This window comes from Stappia stellulata DSM 5886 (assembly GCF_000423705.1).
Classification (GTDB): domain Bacteria; phylum Pseudomonadota; class Alphaproteobacteria; order Rhizobiales; family Stappiaceae; genus Stappia; species Stappia stellulata.
In genome coordinates this window covers 270,374-287,950 of record NZ_AUIM01000004.1, presented here as the reverse complement: position 1 = coordinate 287,950, position 17,577 = coordinate 270,374, and the positions used below count along the sequence as shown (strand labels likewise).

The following is a 17,577-nucleotide window of genomic DNA, read 5'->3' as shown; positions in this document are numbered from 1 at the left end:
CGCATCCGATGCTCATCAACCAGCAATCCCTCGACGATCTCTTTCGCGGGTTCTCCCGCGCCTATCAGAACGGCTTTGCCGAGGTGAAGCCGCACTGGCCGCAACTGGCGACCATGATCCCGTCGTCGACCCGCGAAAATTCCTATGCCTGGCTTGGCAAATTCCCGAAGCTGCGGGAATGGATCGGCTCGCGCGTCTACGAAACGATGGCAACGCACCGCTACACGATCGTGAACCGCAAGTTCGAGGGCACGGTCGAGGTCGAGGCGGACGATATTTCCGACGACCAGATCGGGATCTATTCGCCGCTCTTCACCGAAATGGGCCGTTCTGCCGCAGCGCATCCGGACGAGCTCGTCTTCGAAATGCTCGACCAGGCCTTCGAGGCGGAGTGCTACGACGGGCAGCCCTTCTTCGACACCGATCACCCGGTGATCGACCCGGAAACGCGCAAGGAAGTGTCGGTTTCCAACATGCAGGCCGGCGCGGGCGTGCCCTGGTACCTGATGGACACGACCCGCGCCTTGAAGCCGCTGATCTACCAGAAGCGCCGGGACTACCGCTTCGTGCGCAAGGACGATCCAAAGACCTCCGACCGCGTGTTCGACCAGGACAAGTTCACCTATGGCGTTGATGGACGCGCGGCGGCCGGCTTCGGGTTCTGGCAGATGGCCCATGCGTCGAAAGCCGACCTCACCAAGGAAAACCTGCGCGCCGCTCGCCGGGCCATGATGGACCTGAAGAACGAGGCGGGCCGGCCGCTCGGCGTGAAGCCGAATGTGATCGTCGTCGGCAGCACCCATGCCGATGCTGCTCGCGACCTGATCCTCGCCGAACGCCTGGCGAACGGTGAGACCAACACCGACCGGAACCTGCTCCAGATCATCGAGATCCCGCATCTCGCCTGAGCCTGACGGGCGCGCCGGCCGCGCCCGTTTCTCCTCGCCCTGATCCCGATCCTGCTCACAGGAGGCCGCCATGCCCCCCGCAACACCGTCGCCCGCCGCATCCGAAACCTCCGAACCGGCACAGCCGAACGCGGCCGAGCCGCAAGCCGCCAACGATCCCAAGGCGGCCGACAAGCCCCAGGCGGCCGACAAATCCAAGCCCGCCGCGAAAGCCGCAAAGCCGAAGGCATCCGCCAAATCCGCGCCGAAGCCCGACGCCGGCAAGTCGGAACCGCCGTCCGATTGTGGCGAGGTTCTGGTGGTGACCGCGCGCCGGCCGCGCCGCCGGGCGGGACGGGCCTTCGGCAAGGAACCGACCGAAATACCGCTCGCCGATCTGAGCGACCCGGACCGCGTCGCGATCGAAGGCGACCCCGCACTCACCGTGAAGATCCAGCCGGCCGACTAAGGCCGGCCCGTCAACCGCCACCCCGGAGCGCATCGTGATCTACGCCAGCCAAGCCGACATCGAAGAGATCTGGGGCGCGGACTTTCTCGCGGACATCCTGCCCGAGGATGTCGATCCGGCGGCGGCGATCACGCGCGCCCTTGAGTTTGCGGCCCGCGAGATCGATGCGCATATCTCGGCGCGCTATGAGCTGCCGCTTGCCACGCGTCCGGACGTTCTGATTTCGCCTTGCGCCAATATCGCGGTCTATGTCCTGGCGAACCGCCATGCCGCGCTCACGACCACGATCGAGGATCGATACAAGGATGCGGTCGATCTCCTGAAGCGCATCGCCGAGGGCAAGGCCGGCCTTGGATCGGCCGAGCCGAAGATCTCGGTCGATGGAACATCCAGCGACAGCGGCGCCGCCTTCTTCGCCGAACCGCGTATCTTCGGCCGGGGGCGGTCATGACCGGTATCGCGATCCGCATCGATGACAGCGATCTTGCCGCGCGCCTGGTGCAAATCGAAGGGCTTGCCGACGCGCCCAAGGACGAGCTTGCCGACGGCATCGGCCGGCTTGTTCAGGAACAGACCCGGCGCCGCATCGAAGAGGAAAAGACCGCGCCGGACGGAACGCCCTGGAAACCGAACCGCGCCGGGACCTCGATCCTTTATGCCGAGGGTCACCTGTCGCGCTCCGTCGACTACGTCGCCTCAAGCCATGGCGTCACGATCGGCTCAGGTCTCATCTATGCCCGCATCCACCAGGAAGGCGGCACGATCAAGCCGAAGAAGGGCAAGACGCTCCGCTTCATGGTCGGCGACGCCGCCGTCTTTGCCCGCGCGGTCACCATGCCGGCACGTACATGGATGGGTCTTTCGGCCGAGAACCGCGCCGACATCGAGGCGGCGGTGCGTGATTGGCTCGGGAGCGTGCTGCAATGAGCCGGATCAACGCCTTTCGAAGCGCCGTTGAAACCAACTTCAAGACCGCTTTGCCGACCCTTAAAAGCTGCGAACTGCAGCTCGGCCGCTTCGATCTCGACGAGCTGGAGCGCAATTCGATCCGCACGCCGGGCCTGCGCATTGGCGTCCTGCGCGCACCCGTCCAGTCGAACGCCGACGGATCTTATGACCTTCCGCTGGAATGCGCGGCCTTCGCAATCGTGCAAGGCTCAGAGCCTGCGCGCGACAATGATGCCTGGGCGATGGCCGAGGCCGTTCTCGCCATTCTGTCACCGCGCCAGCGCTTCGGCCTGGACAGCATCGGTGCGCCCTCCAAGCTGCGGATCGCGCCCGTTTTGAGCGGCAAGATGGACCGGCGCGGCGTTTCCGTGGTTGCGGTCGAATGGACGCAGGTTCTGCGCAACGCGACCGCTGGCGTCTTCGCCAATTCGCCGACCATAGACCTCATCTTCGAGGTGAACGGCGAGGCCTTCGTTCCGGATGCGGAGGTCGCGCCGTGATCCCGACCGTCGCCCGCGAGATCCGAACCCTGCGCAAGTCGGTCGACGCGCTGAACCGCAGGGTCGCCGCGAGCCACATGACCGGCAAGGTCGTGGAGATCAAGGGCAACAAGGTGCGGCTGGAGTTGATGCCGGCGGACAGCCGCACCGGCAAGCCGTTCTTGTCGCCCTGGGTGCAGGTGCAGGAAAGCGCCGGCGACGGCGTCGGCGGTTATTCCACCCATGTGCCGGTCGCCGTCGGCGAGACCATGCGGCTTCTCTCACCACACGGCGAAGTCGGGCCGCAATCGCTGGCCGTGCGCGATGGCTACACGACGGATAACCCCCGGCCGACCGACGATGACCAGCGGTTCGTCATCAAGCACGGCGATGCCCGTATCGAGATCACCCGCAATGCGATCGAGATCGGGATCGGCGGGGCGGCCTTGCGCATCACCGCCGACGAGCTGGTGACCACCGCGCGCACCCGGCTCAACAACGGCACCCGCAAGGTTCACCACGTCGACGCCCGCGACGAAGCCGGCCACCGCGCGATCGAAGGCGCCGACGACGTGCTCGTCTGACCCCATCCACAGGAGACCCGACATGCAGAAATCCTACCGCGTTCTCGAAGCCGCCGGCCCCTGGGTCGCCGGCGTGCGCAACCCCGGCAAGGGCAAGACGATCAAGCTCACCGAGGAACAGGCGCAATATGCGGTGATCGCCGGCGAGCTGGAGGACCCGGCCGCCGACAAGGCCAAACCCGTCGACGCCGACAAGCCGGCAGCGAAGGCGAAGGGCTGACCCATGCGCACCGGGGTCGACGCCAGGACGGGACGCGTGTTGACCGGCTGGGACCATTGCGTCCAGTCGATCGGCAAGGTCATCACGACCCGCGTCGGCACCCGCATCATGCGGCGGGACTTCGGCTCCCGCGTGCCCGAGCTTCAGGACGCGCCAGCCAATCCGCGCACGCTCCTGGAGCTTTATGTGGCGATCGCCGATGCGCTTGAAGACCCGCGCAACGGGGAACCCGGCTTCCGCCTGCGCACGATCGACATGATCGAAGGCGGGCGGTCCGGACGCTTCGTCTTCAGGCTTGATGGCGTCTTCTATCCGGCCGGTCATCTTGGCGACTACAGCCTTCGCGAGGATCGTGTCGCCGACGTTCTGGTGGGGGCCGCATGACGATCCCGCAGCTTCCCGCCCCGGCGATTATTGAAGAGCTGGACTATGAGGCGCTGCTGGGAGCGCTCGTCGAGGACGCGCGGGCCCGTCTTGCCGAGGTCGGCATCACCTGGAACGTCGGCGGACTGGAAACCGATCCGGTGACGATCATCTGCCAGGCCTTTGCCTATCGCGAATTGCTCCTGCGCGGGCGGATCAACGATGCGGCCCGCGCCAATCTGCTCGCGTTCGCGCGCAACTCCGATCTCGACCACCTGGCCGCCTTCTACGATGTGGCGCGGCTTGTCGGCGAGGATGATGCGCGGCTGCGCGAGCGGGTGCGGCTGACGATCCTCGGTCGCTCCGCCGGTGGCCCGGCCGAGCGTTACAAGGCCGTTGCGATGGCGGCGGACGTGCGCGTGCGCAATGTCGCGATCTGGCGAGACGGCCGCGACCCGACCGTGCGGATCGCAGTTCTGTCGACCGAAGCCGACGGCGTTGCCGATCAAGGCCTGCTCGACACGGTGCGCGCGGCGCTTGAAGCGCCGTCCGTGCGGGTGGTCTCTGATCGTTTCGAGGTTGCCTCGGCGGTTCGCAAGTTCGTCGATGTGACCTTGCGGGTTCGGCTTGCGCCGGATGCGCCGCAGTCCGTGCTCGATGATCTGCCGACGATCCTCCAGGAGGCCTGGACGGCGGAAGCGCTGCTTGGGCTGGATCTCACGGCTTCCTGGCTGGTCGCGCGGGCCATGCGACCCGGCGTGAGCCGCGTCGAGGTGGTCGCTCCGGCGGAGGACGTCGTCGCCGCGCCGACCGAGGCAATCGCGCTCCAGTCGATCACGATCGAGGACGGAGGCCGCGGGCGATGACGACGACGCTGGTTCCCTCCAACTCAACGCCGCTTGAGCGCGCGCTCGACCTGACCGGCGCCGGCGCGATTGCCGGCCTTGAGCAGGCGGCGGATGCCATCGCGGGCTGGAAGATCGTAAACCCGCAACCGGCGCTCGCACCCTGGCTCACCTATGAATACGGCCTCGGGCCGCTCAGCCCATACGTTCCGAACCTCTACGACCTGCTAGACGACGGCATTCGGTGGGAGCGGTTGCGCGGCACGCATGCCGGCATGGCAATGGGGCTCGGCTTTGTCGGTTACTCGGCTGAGATCGTCGACCCGCCCGCGCGACGGCTCGCCTGGGCGGATTATCAGCTCACCTTCGACCGGGTGCGTGACGACGAGGCGGACCTTGTGCCGATCGACGGCGTGGCACGGCTGTCGCAGCCGGCGCGTTCGCAGTTCCGGCGCGGCGTGCACGGCTATGACATTCCGGCCGTCGAGGCGTCCTGGACGCGGACAAGCGCGTGCATTCTCGGCGACGACAGCGGCGTGCATCTCCCGGAGACCGGAGGGCTGGACGGGCCGAAATGGTCTTATGGGCGCAGCTATCCGTTCGCCGTCACCTTGAGCGAGGCGGAGCTGACAGCGCTCGGGATCTGGATCCCCGGCGACGGATCGTCGGGCCTGCGATGGGCCGATATCCAGACGCCATGGTCCGAGATCACGCAGACCTGGGCGGAGCTTGGATCGCCGGGAACCCGCAACGCTCAGATGGCACAGACGTTGGCGGCCTTCGGCGCCTATGTTGGCTTCTGGCGCGGCGATGCGTCGCTGATCGGTGCGCGCCGGGCCAAGGCGATTGCGCAGGTCGGCGTCGTGCCGGCCGCGAGCGAGATCTTCCGCCTCGGTGGCGAGAGCCTTGCGCCGACCACTGGCGGCGACCGCGTCTATGTCGAAGCCTTGACCGGCTTCGGCGATGCTGCCGGCGAACAGGTGGCCGAGGTCGGTATCCTGTGCGGCGCGCATCATACGAACCCGGCAAAGCCCGGCGCGTTGTGGATCGACGCGGCGGATCTCGTGACGCCGCAGGCGGCGGTCGCGCGCACACCAGTCTCGATTGCGCTCGGGCGGACGGTCCGCGAGCGCGTCACCTTCCTTCTCGATTTCGAATGAGGATCGAATGGCCTTCGAACACACTTTGATCGCGGACGCCTTCGACCGCACGCCGGCCAAGCCGGACGTCACCGACGTGGTGTTCCGCGAGGGCCACTTCCTGCAGGGCGCCGAGCTGAACGAAGCGCAGTCCGTTTTGCGCGGCCGGATCAAGCGGGTCGGCGAGCTGTCGGCGCGCGACGGCGACCGGATCGACGGCGGTGCAATTCTCGTCAATGAAGCGGCCGGGTCGGTGTTTCTGGAGGCGGGCCGAGTGTTTGCCGCCGGCGACGTGCGCCCGGTCGATGAGGCGACGCTCGTCGGCGTGCCGATGGCCGGCGACGTCGTGATCGGCGTCCGCCTTGTCCAGGACGTGGTGACCGAGATCGAGGACCCCGACCTGCTCGGCCTGGCGCCGGGCACGGCGGCGGAAGGCGAAGCCGGCGCCGCGCGCATCGTCGAGACGCTTCAATGGGGCTTTGCCGGTGACGGAGAACCGGGCGAGCTGTACCCTGTCTATCGCCTCCAGAACGGCGTGGCGCTCGACCAGACGCCGCCGTCGGATCTCTCCGAGACCGTTCAGGCGATCGCGGCCTATGACCGCGACGTCAACGGCTCCTACATCGTCGACGGCTGCCGTGTCGCGGCGCTCGGGATGGTCGGCCTTGACCAGGTCTTTGTGATCGAGGCCGGCGTCGCCAATGTCGACGGCGTCAAGTTCCAGCGCACGGCGAGCTTGCGTCTTGCGGTCGAGGAACGCTTCGACGTCGAGCGCGTGGACGCGGAACAGCACAGTTTCGATGACGCGGGCACGGGCACGGCGACCTTCGCGTTGCGCTTCCCGCCGCTCGCCAACTTGGTGACGGCGCTGGTCACCAAGGAAGTGACCGAGACCGTCACGCACGGCCCGAGCGCGGGCGCGATCGACGCGCTTGCCAATACGAGCGTTACGGCGCTGGTCGAGGTTGCCCAGGGCGGCACGACCTATGTGGAAGGCGCCGACTATCAGCTCAACGCCGACCGCGTCGACTGGACGCCTGGCGGGGCGGAGCCGGCGCCGGGCTCGAGCTACACGGTCAAATACCGCTACCGCGACGCGGTCGCGCCGGTCTCGACGACTGACACAAGCGTGACGCTCGCCGGTGGCGTCACCGGCGGCGAGGTGCTGCTGACCTATGATTACAAGCTGCCGCGCATCGACCGGCTTTGCCTCGATCCGGATGGCCGGGTGGTCTACATCGAAGGCATTGCAAGCCGCTCGCGCGCGGTGCCGCCGGCGGTCCCGGAGCGGCATCTGGCGTTGTGCCAGGTCGTCAACTCCTGGACCGGCGCGCCGACCATCATCAACTCGGATGTGCGCCCGCTCACCGTCGCGGGGCTTTACCGGCTCTATGCCCGCCAGATCGATCTCTACAATCTCGTCGCCTTGGAGCGCTTGCGCCGCCAGATCGACAGCCGCGAGCCGGTCGCCAAGCGGGGCGTCTTCGTCGATCCCTTCACCTCCGATCGCTATCGCGACGGCGGCATCGCACAGGACGCAGCCGTCTTCGAAGGGTCGTGTCAGTTGGCGATCGACCCGACCGTCTTCTCCCTGCCGATCGCGGCACCGGTGATGTTGGACTGGACGGCTGAGACCGTGGTTTCGCAGCCGCTCTCGACGCGCTGCCGGCTGGTCAATCCGTATGCGAATTTCACCCCGATCCCGGCCGAGTTGTCACTGACCCCCGCTGCCGACTTCTGGACGGAGGTCCGCACGGAATGGGCCTCGGCCACGACGCGCACCTTCGGCTCCGGCAATCGGGCGCGCACCACGACGGAGGCGGAAGAGGTCGATCAGCGCGAGGAACTGGCCGAGTTCCTGCGGCCGATCTCGATTGCCTTCACGGTGTCGGGTTTCGGTGCCGGCGAGATCCTGGACGCGCTCACCTTCGACGGTATCGACGTGACGCCGGCGCCGGCACTCGTTGCCGATGCGAATGGCGAGGTGACCGGCACCATCGCGGTCGCAGCGGAAACCTATCCGGCGGGTCGCAAGCTTGTGCGCGCCACCGGCGCCTCGGGCACGTCGGCCTCGGCGGTCTTTGTCGGTCAGGGGCGCATCGACATCACCATCATGCGGCAGGTGACGAATGTCACCCGGTGGAGCGATCCGCCGGTGTGGATCCCGCAACAGCAAGACGCATCGGCGCAGAACCTGGAAGGCGGGTCGGTCGACCCGCTTGCCCAGACCTTCATCCTGCCCGGCGGCGTGGGCCGGCATCTGGCGAGCGTCACCGTCACCTTCTGCGCGGTGGGCGATGCGGCCAATCCATGCCTTCTGGAAATCCGCACGGTTGCTCAAGGCCTGCCGACGGCTGAGATCCTGACGCAGGCGTTCGTCGAGATGTCGGCGGTCGTGATCGGGCAACCGCACACGATCGCGCTCCCCGAGCCCGTGTGGTTGCCGGCGGGCCGTGAGGTCTGCTTCGTCCTCAAGTCGGACGATGACGCACATGCGATCAGCTCGGCTGCCGTCGGCGATTTCGATGCGGCGCGGCAGGAACGCGTCGCGGCTCAGCCCTATTCGGTTGGCGTGATGCTGTCGTCGTCGAACGCCCGCACCTGGACGCCGCATCAGGACGAGGACCTGACCTTCGCGCTCGACGCCGCACGCTTCGCGCCGACGACGAAGACGGTCGCGCTCGGCACCGTGGACCTGGTCGATTGCACGGATCTGGTGATCCGCGCAGCCGTCGATTTGCCCACCGCCGCCTGCCGTGTCGTCTTCGAGGTCGTGCGGCCCGGCGGCGAGATCCTGCGGCTCGTGCTGGATCAGGTGGTCGAACTGACCGAACGCCTGACCGAGACGGTGACCTTGCGCGCCGTTCTTACTGGTACGGAGACGGCGGGCCCGACGCTCTTCCCCGGCGCGCAACTCATCGCGGGCAGCCTGCGAGACACGGCGACCTATGTGAGCCGCGCATTCATCGTCGACGGCGCGACGCGCTTGCCGGTCTGGCTCAAGGCCAATCTGCCGGCCGGGTCGACTGTCACCGTCGAGCTGCAGGACGCGGCCTCCGCCTGGCAGGCGATCCCGCTCGACGAAACCGAGGCGCTGGAACTGGCCGGCTGGGTAGATCGCACCCACGAAATCGATGTCGCCGATCCGCAACCGACGTGGGGGGCGCAGACCCGTGTCCGGTTGACGCTCACCGGCGGGCCGGCGGCGCGGCCCTCGCTCGCCGACCTGCGCGTCGCGACGATCTAGGAGGCGCGAATGCCCACACCAACGACAGCCAATCGCGGCTATCCACTGCCGCACCCGGAAAACGAACTGGATACGGACGTCCAGCGGCTGGTCTCGGCGCTGCAATCGATCGACGGGGACGTGGCGTCCCTGCTGATTTCGGTGTCGCAAGCGGCGCTTGCTTCGCACGGTCACGTCATCGGCGATGTGACCGGGCTCCAGGCGGCGCTGAATGACAAGGCGGCGGCCGGTCACACGCACGCGATCAACGATCTGACGGATGTCGACATCACCGGTGCGCCAGCCGGCCGCCCGCTCACGACGCAGGCGGGCGGCGGCGTCGGCATCGGGCCGGCGCCGATGACGCAGGCACAGGTCGACGCGGCAATCGCGGCGGCGATCGCAGCCCTTGCGGATGCCGCCCCCGCAACACTCGACACGCTCAACGAACTTGCGGCCGCGCTTGGTGACGATCCGAATTTCGCGGCGACGATGACGGCGGCACTGGGCGGAAAGGCATCGACCAGTCACACGCATACCACTGCGGAGGTTAGCGGACTGGATGCAGCGTTGGCCGGGACCAATGCCGACGTGGCAAGCAACACGGGGCGGATTGATGCTCTGGAGAGCGCCCCCGATGGGGCCACCGTGCTTGCGGCGCAAGACACCGCCGGTACGACGGGAGTTGACATCACCGGAATTCCTGCCGAAGCGAAGCTGATCAGAATTACATTTGACGCGATCGAGATAGGCTCCAGCACTGCGTTCTATCTTTTGCTTGGTGACTCCGGTGGTTTTGAGACCTCGGGTTATCGGTGTGTCGCCCAAGGAATCGACGGAAGCAATGAATTGACGTTGGGCAGCACCAGCTCATCTTTCTACTTGTACCTAACGCATTGGCCGTTTGCGAACGCCGACCATGCGGGGTTCCTTACCCTGACCAAACACGAGGGAAATACTTGGACGGTGGACGGGAAAGTAAGCAACGCCGGCCCAAGTCCGACATTCTCAAACGCATATGGTAAGAAGACCCTAAGTGGAGTTTTGGACCGTGTGCGTGTCTATCTGGGCGCAAACCCAAGCGTAGAGGGTCGCATTCAAGTCACCTGCTTTACCTGATTGCGGAGCCGAAACATGGCCTACACTGCTGTTATTTCTTGGGACACGACAACCAACCTAATCTCGAAGTTTATGAACTTTGGGACAGAAATCGAGGCCCAAGCGCATGTAGAGGCGTACGGGCGCCCCGGCGCATTCGTCGCACCCGCCCCTGATGGGCCGGCGTCCTCATGGGTTGTCGACCCCGACAACCTAGGGCTGACCTCGTCTTGGGTGGAGCCGTCTGTCGATCTCCACGCTCACCTTGCCGAAATCCGCCGCGCTCACGAGACGGGCGGCGTGACTGCCACGGTCGGATCGGACGTGATCGACGTCGCAACCGACCAGGAGGGACGGACGAACCTGCTCGGGGCGCGTGTTGCCGCCGAACAGATGCCTGATTTCACCACCGTCTGGTCCGCAAACAACGGTAGGTTCGAACTCGACGCCGCCGGCATCATCGCTTTGTCGAATGCCGTTTTGGCGCATATCAACGGCGCGTTCATCGCACAAGCTGCGATAGTCGCGCAGATCGATGCGGGCACCTTGACGACGCCGGAAGAGGTTGAGGCGGCGTTTGCGGCAGAAGTGGCCGGCGCCTGACCCGCGTTGCCCGAACGCCCGTTTCATGGCAGCGTGAACGGCGTTCGAAAGCCCTTTGAGGCGTGCTGCTGACACTGTCAGGGGCGCGAGGTTCCATCCCCGAAACGTAGGTTTGCACTGACCCCGAACACGAGGATCAGCGTATGCCCACGGCTCCCTTCAATCACGGCACTCGCGTTCTGCGGCTTGGCGAAAGCCCGCGCCCGATCGCCGTCTCCGACGTGTCGACCCTTGGCGCGCTCGTCACCGCGCCCGATGCCGACAACACGGCATTTCCCCTCGACGAACCGGTTCATCTCTACACGCATGAAACGGAGAAAATCGCCCTGCTTGGCGCGACGGGAACCGCGCTCGATGTGATCAACGCGGTGAAGGCGCAAGGGATCGAAGGCTCCATCGTCATGGTGCGTGTCGCTGAAGGCGTCGATCCCGATGCGACGCGGGCGAACATGGTCGGCGCGGCCGCGTCGCAAACCGGAGCCCATGCGCTCACCTACGCGCTCGGGCATGTCGGCGTGGAGCCGGATCTCCTGATCGCACCTGGATACGCGGCCGGGCAGATCGCCAGCGCCAAGAACCCGGTCGCCGACGCGCTGGAACAGGTCGCAAAGAAGCTTCAGGTGATCGCCATCCTCGACACCGGCGGCCCGGACCGCGACGAAAGCCTTGCCTACCGCGCCGACTTCTCCGACCGCTTCGCCTATCTGGTCGATCCGATGGTGAAGGTCGCGTCGGGTGCAAGCGTCGTCGTGAAGCCGGCGGCTCCCTTCGCGGCCGGGCTCTTCATCAAGCGCGACAAGGAAAAGGGCGGACCGTACTGGTCGCCGTCCAACCAGGAAACGGGCGGCATCCTCGGGATCGCCCGGCCTGTCTCCTACTACGACGGCGAGATCGACCACGAGGCGAACCTCTTAAACGAAAACGGAATCGCCACCTTCATTCCCGCGCGGCTGTCGCAGGGCGCCGGCGGCACTTTTGCCGCAAACGGGCGCATCCTGTGGGGCAATCGCACGACGTCCACCGATCCGCTCTGGCAGTTCGTCAATGTGGTGCGCACGCGCGCCCTGATCGAGAAGACCATCGCGCGCTCCTTCCGCTGGGCAAACGACCAGAACCTGAGCCCGCAGCTCGTCATCGCGATCATGCGAAGCCTGGACCAGTTCCTCGACGAGCTGAAGGCGATCGGCGCGATCCTTGGCGGGTCCGTCTATTGGGACCGGGACGTCAACACCAATGCCTTGCTTCGCTCCGGCAAGCTGCGCATCGAGTTCGACGCCGAAGAGGCCCCGCCGCTTGAGGATCTGACCTTCGGCTCGCGCCGCAACGAGGTCTATTTCGACCTGCTCGCGGATGAGATCGAACGCCGCATTTCCGTTTCGTTCGAACGCGTCGGCGAAGCCGCGTAACAGGAAAGGACAAGGCCATGTTGCCCATTCTTCGCGGCTTCACCCTGATCGTGAACGACAGTCTCAACCTCATGATCGAGATCGAAACCCTGCAGCTTCCCGGTCTGGAAGAGATCACCGAGGACTACCAGCCGGGCGGCGGCGACCTTCAGGTCCAGATCGCCGGTCTCGGCGTCAAGGCGCTGGAAGCCCCGTTCAAGCTGAAGTCTCACTCCGCCGATGTAATCGGCCTCTTCGGTGGCCCTCCCGGCGTGCGCCACAACTTCACCGGCAAGAAGTTCATCGTCGACGAGATGGACGGGACGGAGATCGAACACGCGATCGACATCACCGGCCGGCTGATCTCGGTCGCCGAGGAGGAAATGTCCGGCGGAAAGGCGTCCGGCTACGATCACAAGATCGGGTCGATCACGCAATATTCGCATATGGCCGACGGCAAGGTGCTGCACCGGTTCAACTTCGCAAGCGGCGGCTGGATGGTGCGCAACGGCGTGCCCGTCAACGAAGGCCGCCGCCGCGTTCTCTTCTCCTGACCTTTCAAACCCGGAGCCTTCCCGTGAGCGATCCCGTGACCGAACCCAAGCGCCAGATCTCCATTCCCCTGGACTTTCCCGTCGACGAAAAGACGAAAGACGGGGACCGCACGCATTCCTCGCTCACCATGAAGCGGCCCCGAACCAAGCACGTGAAGAAGCTGGTGGCGCTTCTCGGCGCGGACTTCCCGGCAAAGCTTTTCGGCGCGGCCGGAACCGGCAAGGCTGCCGATGCGGCAGCCGACAAGGCGGCGGCCGAGGCGCTCGCGCTCCTGACCGAACCGGAGCGGCTGGACGGATTGACCGAGATCCTCGCCGACATGTGCGGGGTCGCGGCGACGGTGATCGACGATCTCGATCCCATGGATCTCGTCGCCGTCGGGCGGGCGACGCTGGATTTTTTTCCCGCGCTTATGAGTGCGTTCGCGTCGCAGAGTTCATGAGCGACCTGGCGGCGGTGCATCATTGGCCGCCGTCCGAGATCGAAGCGCTCGACTGGTGGGAGTTGCTGGCTTATCGCCGCGATCTTCCGCGCGCCCTGAAACTCACCGGCCGGATCATCTAGGAGGCGCGCATGTCCGGCATGAATGTCTCGCTGCTAATCCAGTTCCTGACCAAGGGCGCGGACAAGGTCCGCAACGAGGTCGGCGGCATCCGCAAGCAGTTCCAGGGCCTGCGCGAGGGATTTTCGGGCGCCATCCGGCAAGGCTTTTCCGAAAGCAACATCGACACCGCGCTCAACAACGCCGAACAGCGATTGACCCGGGCGCGCGGCCGGCTGATGGATGCGGTCGGCATGGCCGTCGCGCTCGGTGCGCCGGTGCGCGCGGCGATGCAGTTCGAGGAGGCTTTCGCCGATCTTGAAAAGGTGCTCGATGCGCCGGCGCGCAAGCTTGCCGAGATCCGCCAGGGTCTGATCGGCATGAGCCGCGAGATCGCGCTGTCCTCGACCGGGCTCACCACGATCATGGCCTCGGCCGCGCAAGCCGGCATTCCGACACAGGAGCTGGAGCGGTTCACTAAAGGGACCGCTCGGGCCAAGGTCGCCTTCGACATGACGGCTGGCGAGATCGGCACCCGCTTCGCCAAGCTGCGCAATGTCTACAAGCTCAACCAGGACCAGCTCGAGCTCTACGCCGACAGCGCAAACCACCTGTCCAACAATTTGGCGGCGACGGCGGCGGAGATCACAAACTTCGCCAATCGCGCGGCGGGCGCGCAGCGGACGCTTCGGCTCACGGCCGTCGAAATGAACGCCGTCGGCGCGGCGATGGTCGCGGCCGGCATCATGCCGGAAACCGGCGCGCGCGGTGTTTCGGCACTTTCCAACCGGCTGGCGCAGGGATCGAACAAGGCGAAATCCGCGCTCAAGACGGCGGGGCTGTCCTACGCGGACTTCATGGCATCGCTGGAAGACGATGCACCGGCGGCCCTTTCCGACCTGTTCGACCGGTTGTCGAAATCGCCGGACGGCATGAAGGCTCTGATCGACCTCGTCGGCCAGGACTTTTCCGACGATTTCTCCAAGCTCCTGAACAATCCGGATCTGTTGCGCCAGGCCTTCGCGCTGGTGGGCAACGAGGCCGACTATGCAGGGTCGGCGCTGGAAGAGTACGAGAAACGCGCGGAGACGACGCAAAACAAGCTGGAGCTTCTGCGTAACCGACTTGCCGCGCTTGCCATCGTGCTCGGTGATCAGCTTCTGGAACCGCTCGGCCATGCGGCCGAGGGTCTGGGCGCGCTGATCGACCGAGTGTCCGCTTTCGCAGAACGCCAGCCGGAATTGACTGAGGCCATCGTCCTGGGCACGGCCGCGTTGCTTGCCTTCGGCATTGCCTCGCGGCTTGTCGGCTATGCGCATGCCCTGATCGCCGGACCCTTGATCAAGCTGATCTCCCTGTTCTGGCGCTTTGGTGCGAGCGGTCGAAACATCTCGCTGGTGGCGCGCTCACTGCGCGGACTGCGCAGCGCGGGACGCGGGTTCGGCTGGCTGGCCGCGCAGGCCGGTCTGTTCCTGGCGTCCTTCGGTCCGAACAAGGTGAAATCGGCTCTTGCCGGGCTGCGCATGCTTTCGACCTTCGGAAAGGGCGCGGCGATTGGCGCGGTCTTCGCCGGCCTGAAGACCGCCGCCACCACCGCGCTTGCGGCAATCTCGGCGGCCGCCTGGCCTGTGACGGCCGCGATCGCCGCTCTGGCTGCCGCTGCCTTCTTCGTCTGGAAGTATTGGGAGCGATTGTCGACCGCCGTCTCCGGCTTCTTCCAGGGGCTGGGCGAGGCCTTCGCGCCGGAAATCGAGGCGGTCAAGGCCGCCTGGAACGGCTTTGTCGACAGTGTCGCCGCACGCGCTCGCGAGATGGCCGAGGCTATCGGGATCAACGTCGATCTGGTCGCGGCCTATTTCGCGCGGATGTTCGACTTTTCAGGCGCTCTTGAAGGCCTCTCAAAGGCCAAACAGGCGGTCGCCGACTTCTTCTCGTCACTCTTCACGCAAGAGAACTTGAGCGCAGGAGACGCGGCCGGGATCGAGGCCGCCGGCAAGCGGATCGGCGAACGGCTTGGCGAGGCGATCAAGGCCACGCTGCGCGACTTTGTCGGGTTCGGATCCGCGATCGTCGACGCAATCATGGAAGGGTTGGAAGGGTCGTGGGAGCGGCTGTCGGCCTGGTTCCAGACGCAGGTGGACGCACTCAAGGAGAAGCTGAAGTTCGATTGGTCGTTTTTCGGTGGGGGGGGTGAAGGACAGGAGAGCCACAACGCAATTCGAGAGACGCTGAAGAGTTCTTCCAGCGGCAATCAAACATCCACGCCTTTCCCAGCTGCGCCGCCCGACCCGATCCCGCCGCTTCAGGACTACCTTGACAGCCTGCCGCCGGCGAAGGTCGAACAGGAGGTCTCCGCCTCCGTCACCGATAGGCGGCCGCCCGAGGTCAATGTCACCGTCAACCAGTCGATAACGGGCGTCGTCGATCCGGTCGCCGCCGGGCGCGCCGCCAATGCCGGCATCGAGGCCGCCGTGCGTCGCGGACGGACCGGCGCGCTGCATGATGGGACGGAGTAGACCATGGCCGTACCGCTTCTCGCCCTCGGACGCCACGTCTTCGAGATCCTGCCGCTCAATTTCCAGTCGATCGAGCGCGAGACCGAAGCGCGCTGGCCGTCAATCGAGCGCTTCGGCCGGGCACCCGGTCGCCAGTTCACTGGGATCGGCGAGAACCCTGTGACGATTACCGGCCTTCTCTACCCGGAAGAGTTCGGCGGCCGCGACGAGTTCGAGGCCATTCGCGCAACACAGATGGCGGCAACACCAGTGATGATGGTCGGCTGGACGGCCGAGACCGCCGGCCGCGTGTTTGGCCGCGTCGTCATCCAGCGCGTGTTCGACACGCAATCGATCATCTCGCGCGCCGGCCAGGGCCGGAAGCTGGAGTTTTCCATTGAGGTCGCGCCGCATGCCGGCGACGGCGCGCCGGGAGGGCTGTTCAGATGACCGTGCTCCCGGCCGAGACCGTACGCGTCACCAAGCCCGACGCGACGCTTGATCTGATCGCCTTCGAAAACGCGGCGCTGCGGCTTGGCGACACCGCGCGCGCATCCCGACTTGCCGGCTACGTCGAGGCAATCCTCGAAGCCAATCCGGAGCTGGTCGCGGCCGGGCCTTTGCTGCCCCTGGGAGCGACAGTGCACCTGCCCGAATGGCGGATCGTCGAAGACAAGCAATCCGTGAGGCTTTGGGACTGATGCGCGACAAGCCCTTCATCGACGTGACGGTCGGCGGCAAGCCGGTGAACGCGGTTTTCTACGAGCGTCTCAGCACGGCGACGATACGCGACGAGGTCGGCCAGGATGCCGATACGGTGGAGCTGGTGTTCGACGACGCCCGCAACGAGGTGGCAGCCCCTGCACCCGGCGCGCTGATCGCAGTCTCTTTTGGCTTCCGGGGCATCGGCTCCTGGAAGATGGGGCTCTATACGGTCGAGGGCCTTGCCTTCGAAGGCGGACCGGACGGCGAGCGACTGACGATCTCCGGGCGATCGGCCGACATGCGCTCCGATCTCAAGGAACCCGTTTCCGAGCATTTCGACAACGCAACCGTCGGGGATCTCGTCCGGGAGCTTGCCGGCCGGCATGGGCTCCAGGCGGTCGTCAGCCCGGCGCTCAGTAACGAGATGCTCCCCTATATCGCGCGGCTTGACCAGTCGACGCTCGACTTCGGAACCCGGATCGCCGACCGCTTCGGCGCGCTTTTCGCGGTCAAGGACGGCAAGATGCTGCTGGTCAAACGCGGCTCCGGATCGGCATCCGGCCTGTCCCTGCCGACGCTTGCCATCGCCAGGTCGGACTGCCGCGACTGGAGCTTCGATATCGATCCGCGTCCGGAATACGGCTCGACCTCGGCCAAATGGTATGACCGCGCAACCGGAAAGACCGAGATCGAAACCGAGCCGACCGGCATGCAAGGCCCCGAGCGCCGTTTGCGTCATGCCCTGCCGACACAGGCCGAGGCCAAGGCGGCGGCGAAGTCGGAAGGCGAGCGGCTGTCGCGCGCGACCGGATCGGGCAGCGTCACGCTTGCCGGCCTGCCGGAAGCCCAGGCGGAGACCGATGCGCAGCTCATAGGCTTTCGCCCCGAAATCAACGGGCGCTGGCGGGTGGCGAGCGTGGAACACAGCTTCGCCGACACCTACACCACGATCATCGAACTGGAAGCGCCGGAAGGCGGGAAGAAAGGAGGCCAGGAGTAGGAGAAGCGCCCTGTGAGGAGCGGGGAGCCCGGAAT

At 66.0% G+C, this 17,577-nt stretch carries 21 protein-coding genes; all 21 read left to right on the top strand.

Annotated elements, in window-relative coordinates; genetic code table 11:
• Positions 1–8: 8 nt before the first annotated feature.
• Positions 9–908, top strand: coding sequence for a Mu-like prophage major head subunit gpT family protein (locus tag G572_RS0101535; RefSeq protein ID WP_029056973.1), 900 nt, complete (start codon positions 9–11; stop codon positions 906–908).
• 70 nt (positions 909–978) lie between these two features.
• Positions 979–1,356, top strand: a complete 378-nt coding sequence (locus G572_RS0101530; protein ID WP_029056972.1) for a hypothetical protein — start codon at positions 979–981, stop codon at positions 1,354–1,356.
• Positions 1,357–1,390: 34 nt separating this feature from the next.
• Positions 1,391–1,807 (top strand): gp436 family protein, encoded by a 417-nt coding sequence (locus G572_RS0101525; protein ID WP_029056971.1) that lies wholly within the window; start codon positions 1,391–1,393, stop codon positions 1,805–1,807.
• Positions 1,804–2,283, top strand: coding sequence for a phage virion morphogenesis protein (locus G572_RS0101520; RefSeq protein WP_029056970.1), 480 nt, complete (start codon positions 1,804–1,806; stop codon positions 2,281–2,283). Before G572_RS0101525 ends, G572_RS0101520 begins: the two co-directional genes overlap by 4 nt.
• Positions 2,280–2,804 (top strand): hypothetical protein, encoded by a 525-nt coding sequence (locus tag G572_RS22045; RefSeq protein WP_051241445.1) that lies wholly within the window; start codon positions 2,280–2,282, stop codon positions 2,802–2,804. Before G572_RS0101520 ends, G572_RS22045 begins: the two co-directional genes overlap by 4 nt.
• Complete coding sequence (locus tag G572_RS25280; protein ID WP_051241443.1) at positions 2,801–3,367, top strand: hypothetical protein; 567 nt, start codon at positions 2,801–2,803, stop codon at positions 3,365–3,367. Before G572_RS22045 ends, G572_RS25280 begins: the two co-directional genes overlap by 4 nt.
• 22 nt (positions 3,368–3,389) lie before the next feature.
• Positions 3,390–3,587, top strand: coding sequence for a hypothetical protein (locus G572_RS22035; RefSeq protein WP_037545042.1), 198 nt, complete (start codon positions 3,390–3,392; stop codon positions 3,585–3,587).
• A gap of 3 nt (positions 3,588–3,590) precedes the next feature.
• Entirely contained in the window at positions 3,591–3,971 is a 381-nt protein-coding gene (locus G572_RS0101500; RefSeq protein ID WP_029056969.1) for a GPW/gp25 family protein, read from the top strand.
• Positions 3,968–4,816 carry a baseplate assembly protein gene (locus G572_RS0101495; RefSeq protein WP_029056968.1) on the top strand — a complete coding sequence of 283 codons (849 nt, stop codon included), beginning with the start codon at positions 3,968–3,970 and terminating at the stop codon, positions 4,814–4,816. Before G572_RS0101500 ends, G572_RS0101495 begins: the two co-directional genes overlap by 4 nt.
• Positions 4,813–5,955 carry a phage tail protein gene (locus G572_RS0101490; protein WP_029056967.1) on the top strand — a complete coding sequence of 381 codons (1,143 nt, stop codon included), beginning with the start codon at positions 4,813–4,815 and terminating at the stop codon, positions 5,953–5,955. Before G572_RS0101495 ends, G572_RS0101490 begins: the two co-directional genes overlap by 4 nt.
• A 7-nt stretch (positions 5,956–5,962) precedes the next feature.
• Positions 5,963–9,181, top strand: coding sequence for a DUF4815 domain-containing protein (locus G572_RS0101485; RefSeq protein WP_029056966.1), 3,219 nt, complete (start codon positions 5,963–5,965; stop codon positions 9,179–9,181).
• 9 nt (positions 9,182–9,190) lie between these two features.
• Entirely contained in the window at positions 9,191–10,279 is a 1,089-nt protein-coding gene (locus tag G572_RS25275) for a phage tail fiber repeat family protein (protein ID WP_029056965.1), read from the top strand.
• 15 nt (positions 10,280–10,294) lie between these two features.
• On the top strand, positions 10,295–10,861 hold the full coding sequence (locus G572_RS0101475; RefSeq protein ID WP_084649819.1) for a DUF4376 domain-containing protein: 567 nt from the start codon (positions 10,295–10,297) through the stop codon (positions 10,859–10,861).
• A gap of 143 nt (positions 10,862–11,004) precedes the next feature.
• On the top strand, positions 11,005–12,267 hold the full coding sequence (locus G572_RS0101470; protein WP_029056963.1) for a phage tail sheath C-terminal domain-containing protein: 1,263 nt from the start codon (positions 11,005–11,007) through the stop codon (positions 12,265–12,267).
• A gap of 17 nt (positions 12,268–12,284) precedes the next feature.
• Positions 12,285–12,800 (top strand): phage major tail tube protein, encoded by a 516-nt coding sequence (locus G572_RS0101465; protein WP_029056962.1) that lies wholly within the window; start codon positions 12,285–12,287, stop codon positions 12,798–12,800.
• A 23-nt stretch (positions 12,801–12,823) separates the two neighbouring features.
• Positions 12,824–13,243 (top strand): phage tail assembly protein, encoded by a 420-nt coding sequence (locus G572_RS22025; RefSeq protein ID WP_037545556.1) that lies wholly within the window; start codon positions 12,824–12,826, stop codon positions 13,241–13,243.
• Positions 13,240–13,365 carry a GpE family phage tail protein gene (locus G572_RS26155; RefSeq protein ID WP_156884447.1) on the top strand — a complete coding sequence of 42 codons (126 nt, stop codon included), beginning with the start codon at positions 13,240–13,242 and terminating at the stop codon, positions 13,363–13,365. The genes G572_RS22025 and G572_RS26155 overlap by 4 nt, the downstream gene beginning before the upstream one ends.
• Before the next feature lie 9 nt (positions 13,366–13,374).
• Positions 13,375–15,858: a phage tail tape measure protein gene (locus tag G572_RS22020; RefSeq protein ID WP_037545039.1), complete on the top strand. Its 2,484-nt coding sequence runs from the start codon at positions 13,375–13,377 to the stop codon at positions 15,856–15,858.
• Positions 15,859–15,861: 3 nt separating this feature from the next.
• The gene (locus G572_RS0101445) at positions 15,862–16,287 is read left to right on the top strand and encodes a phage tail protein (protein WP_029056961.1); all 426 of its coding nucleotides are present in this window, start codon (positions 15,862–15,864) and stop codon (positions 16,285–16,287) included.
• Positions 16,284–16,538, top strand: a complete 255-nt coding sequence (locus G572_RS0101440; RefSeq protein WP_029056960.1) for a tail protein X — start codon at positions 16,284–16,286, stop codon at positions 16,536–16,538. The genes G572_RS0101445 and G572_RS0101440 overlap by 4 nt, the downstream gene beginning before the upstream one ends.
• Positions 16,538–17,542, top strand: coding sequence for a phage late control D family protein (locus G572_RS0101435; protein ID WP_037545025.1), 1,005 nt, complete (start codon positions 16,538–16,540; stop codon positions 17,540–17,542). Before G572_RS0101440 ends, G572_RS0101435 begins: the two co-directional genes overlap by 1 nt.
• Positions 17,543–17,577: the final 35 nt, after the last annotated feature.

Coding starts and splice junctions, on each gene's coding strand:
- G572_RS0101535 (WP_029056973.1), top strand. CDS start 9: ATGCTCATCAACCAGCAATCCCTCGACGATCTCTTTCGCGGGTTCTCC.
- G572_RS0101530 (WP_029056972.1), top strand. CDS start 979: ATGCCCCCCGCAACACCGTCGCCCGCCGCATCCGAAACCTCCGAACCG.
- G572_RS0101520 (WP_029056970.1), top strand. CDS start 1,804: ATGACCGGTATCGCGATCCGCATCGATGACAGCGATCTTGCCGCGCGC.
- G572_RS22045 (WP_051241445.1), top strand. CDS start 2,280: ATGAGCCGGATCAACGCCTTTCGAAGCGCCGTTGAAACCAACTTCAAG.
- G572_RS22035 (WP_037545042.1), top strand. CDS start 3,390: ATGCAGAAATCCTACCGCGTTCTCGAAGCCGCCGGCCCCTGGGTCGCC.
- G572_RS0101500 (WP_029056969.1), top strand. CDS start 3,591: ATGCGCACCGGGGTCGACGCCAGGACGGGACGCGTGTTGACCGGCTGG.
- G572_RS0101495 (WP_029056968.1), top strand. CDS start 3,968: ATGACGATCCCGCAGCTTCCCGCCCCGGCGATTATTGAAGAGCTGGAC.
- G572_RS0101490 (WP_029056967.1), top strand. CDS start 4,813: ATGACGACGACGCTGGTTCCCTCCAACTCAACGCCGCTTGAGCGCGCG.
- G572_RS0101485 (WP_029056966.1), top strand. CDS start 5,963: ATGGCCTTCGAACACACTTTGATCGCGGACGCCTTCGACCGCACGCCG.
- G572_RS25275 (WP_029056965.1), top strand. CDS start 9,191: ATGCCCACACCAACGACAGCCAATCGCGGCTATCCACTGCCGCACCCG.
- G572_RS0101475 (WP_084649819.1), top strand. CDS start 10,295: ATGGCCTACACTGCTGTTATTTCTTGGGACACGACAACCAACCTAATC.
- G572_RS0101470 (WP_029056963.1), top strand. CDS start 11,005: ATGCCCACGGCTCCCTTCAATCACGGCACTCGCGTTCTGCGGCTTGGC.
- G572_RS0101465 (WP_029056962.1), top strand. CDS start 12,285: ATGTTGCCCATTCTTCGCGGCTTCACCCTGATCGTGAACGACAGTCTC.
- G572_RS26155 (WP_156884447.1), top strand. CDS start 13,240: ATGAGCGACCTGGCGGCGGTGCATCATTGGCCGCCGTCCGAGATCGAA.
- G572_RS22020 (WP_037545039.1), top strand. CDS start 13,375: ATGTCCGGCATGAATGTCTCGCTGCTAATCCAGTTCCTGACCAAGGGC.
- G572_RS0101445 (WP_029056961.1), top strand. CDS start 15,862: ATGGCCGTACCGCTTCTCGCCCTCGGACGCCACGTCTTCGAGATCCTG.
- G572_RS0101440 (WP_029056960.1), top strand. CDS start 16,284: ATGACCGTGCTCCCGGCCGAGACCGTACGCGTCACCAAGCCCGACGCG.
- G572_RS0101435 (WP_037545025.1), top strand. CDS start 16,538: ATGCGCGACAAGCCCTTCATCGACGTGACGGTCGGCGGCAAGCCGGTG.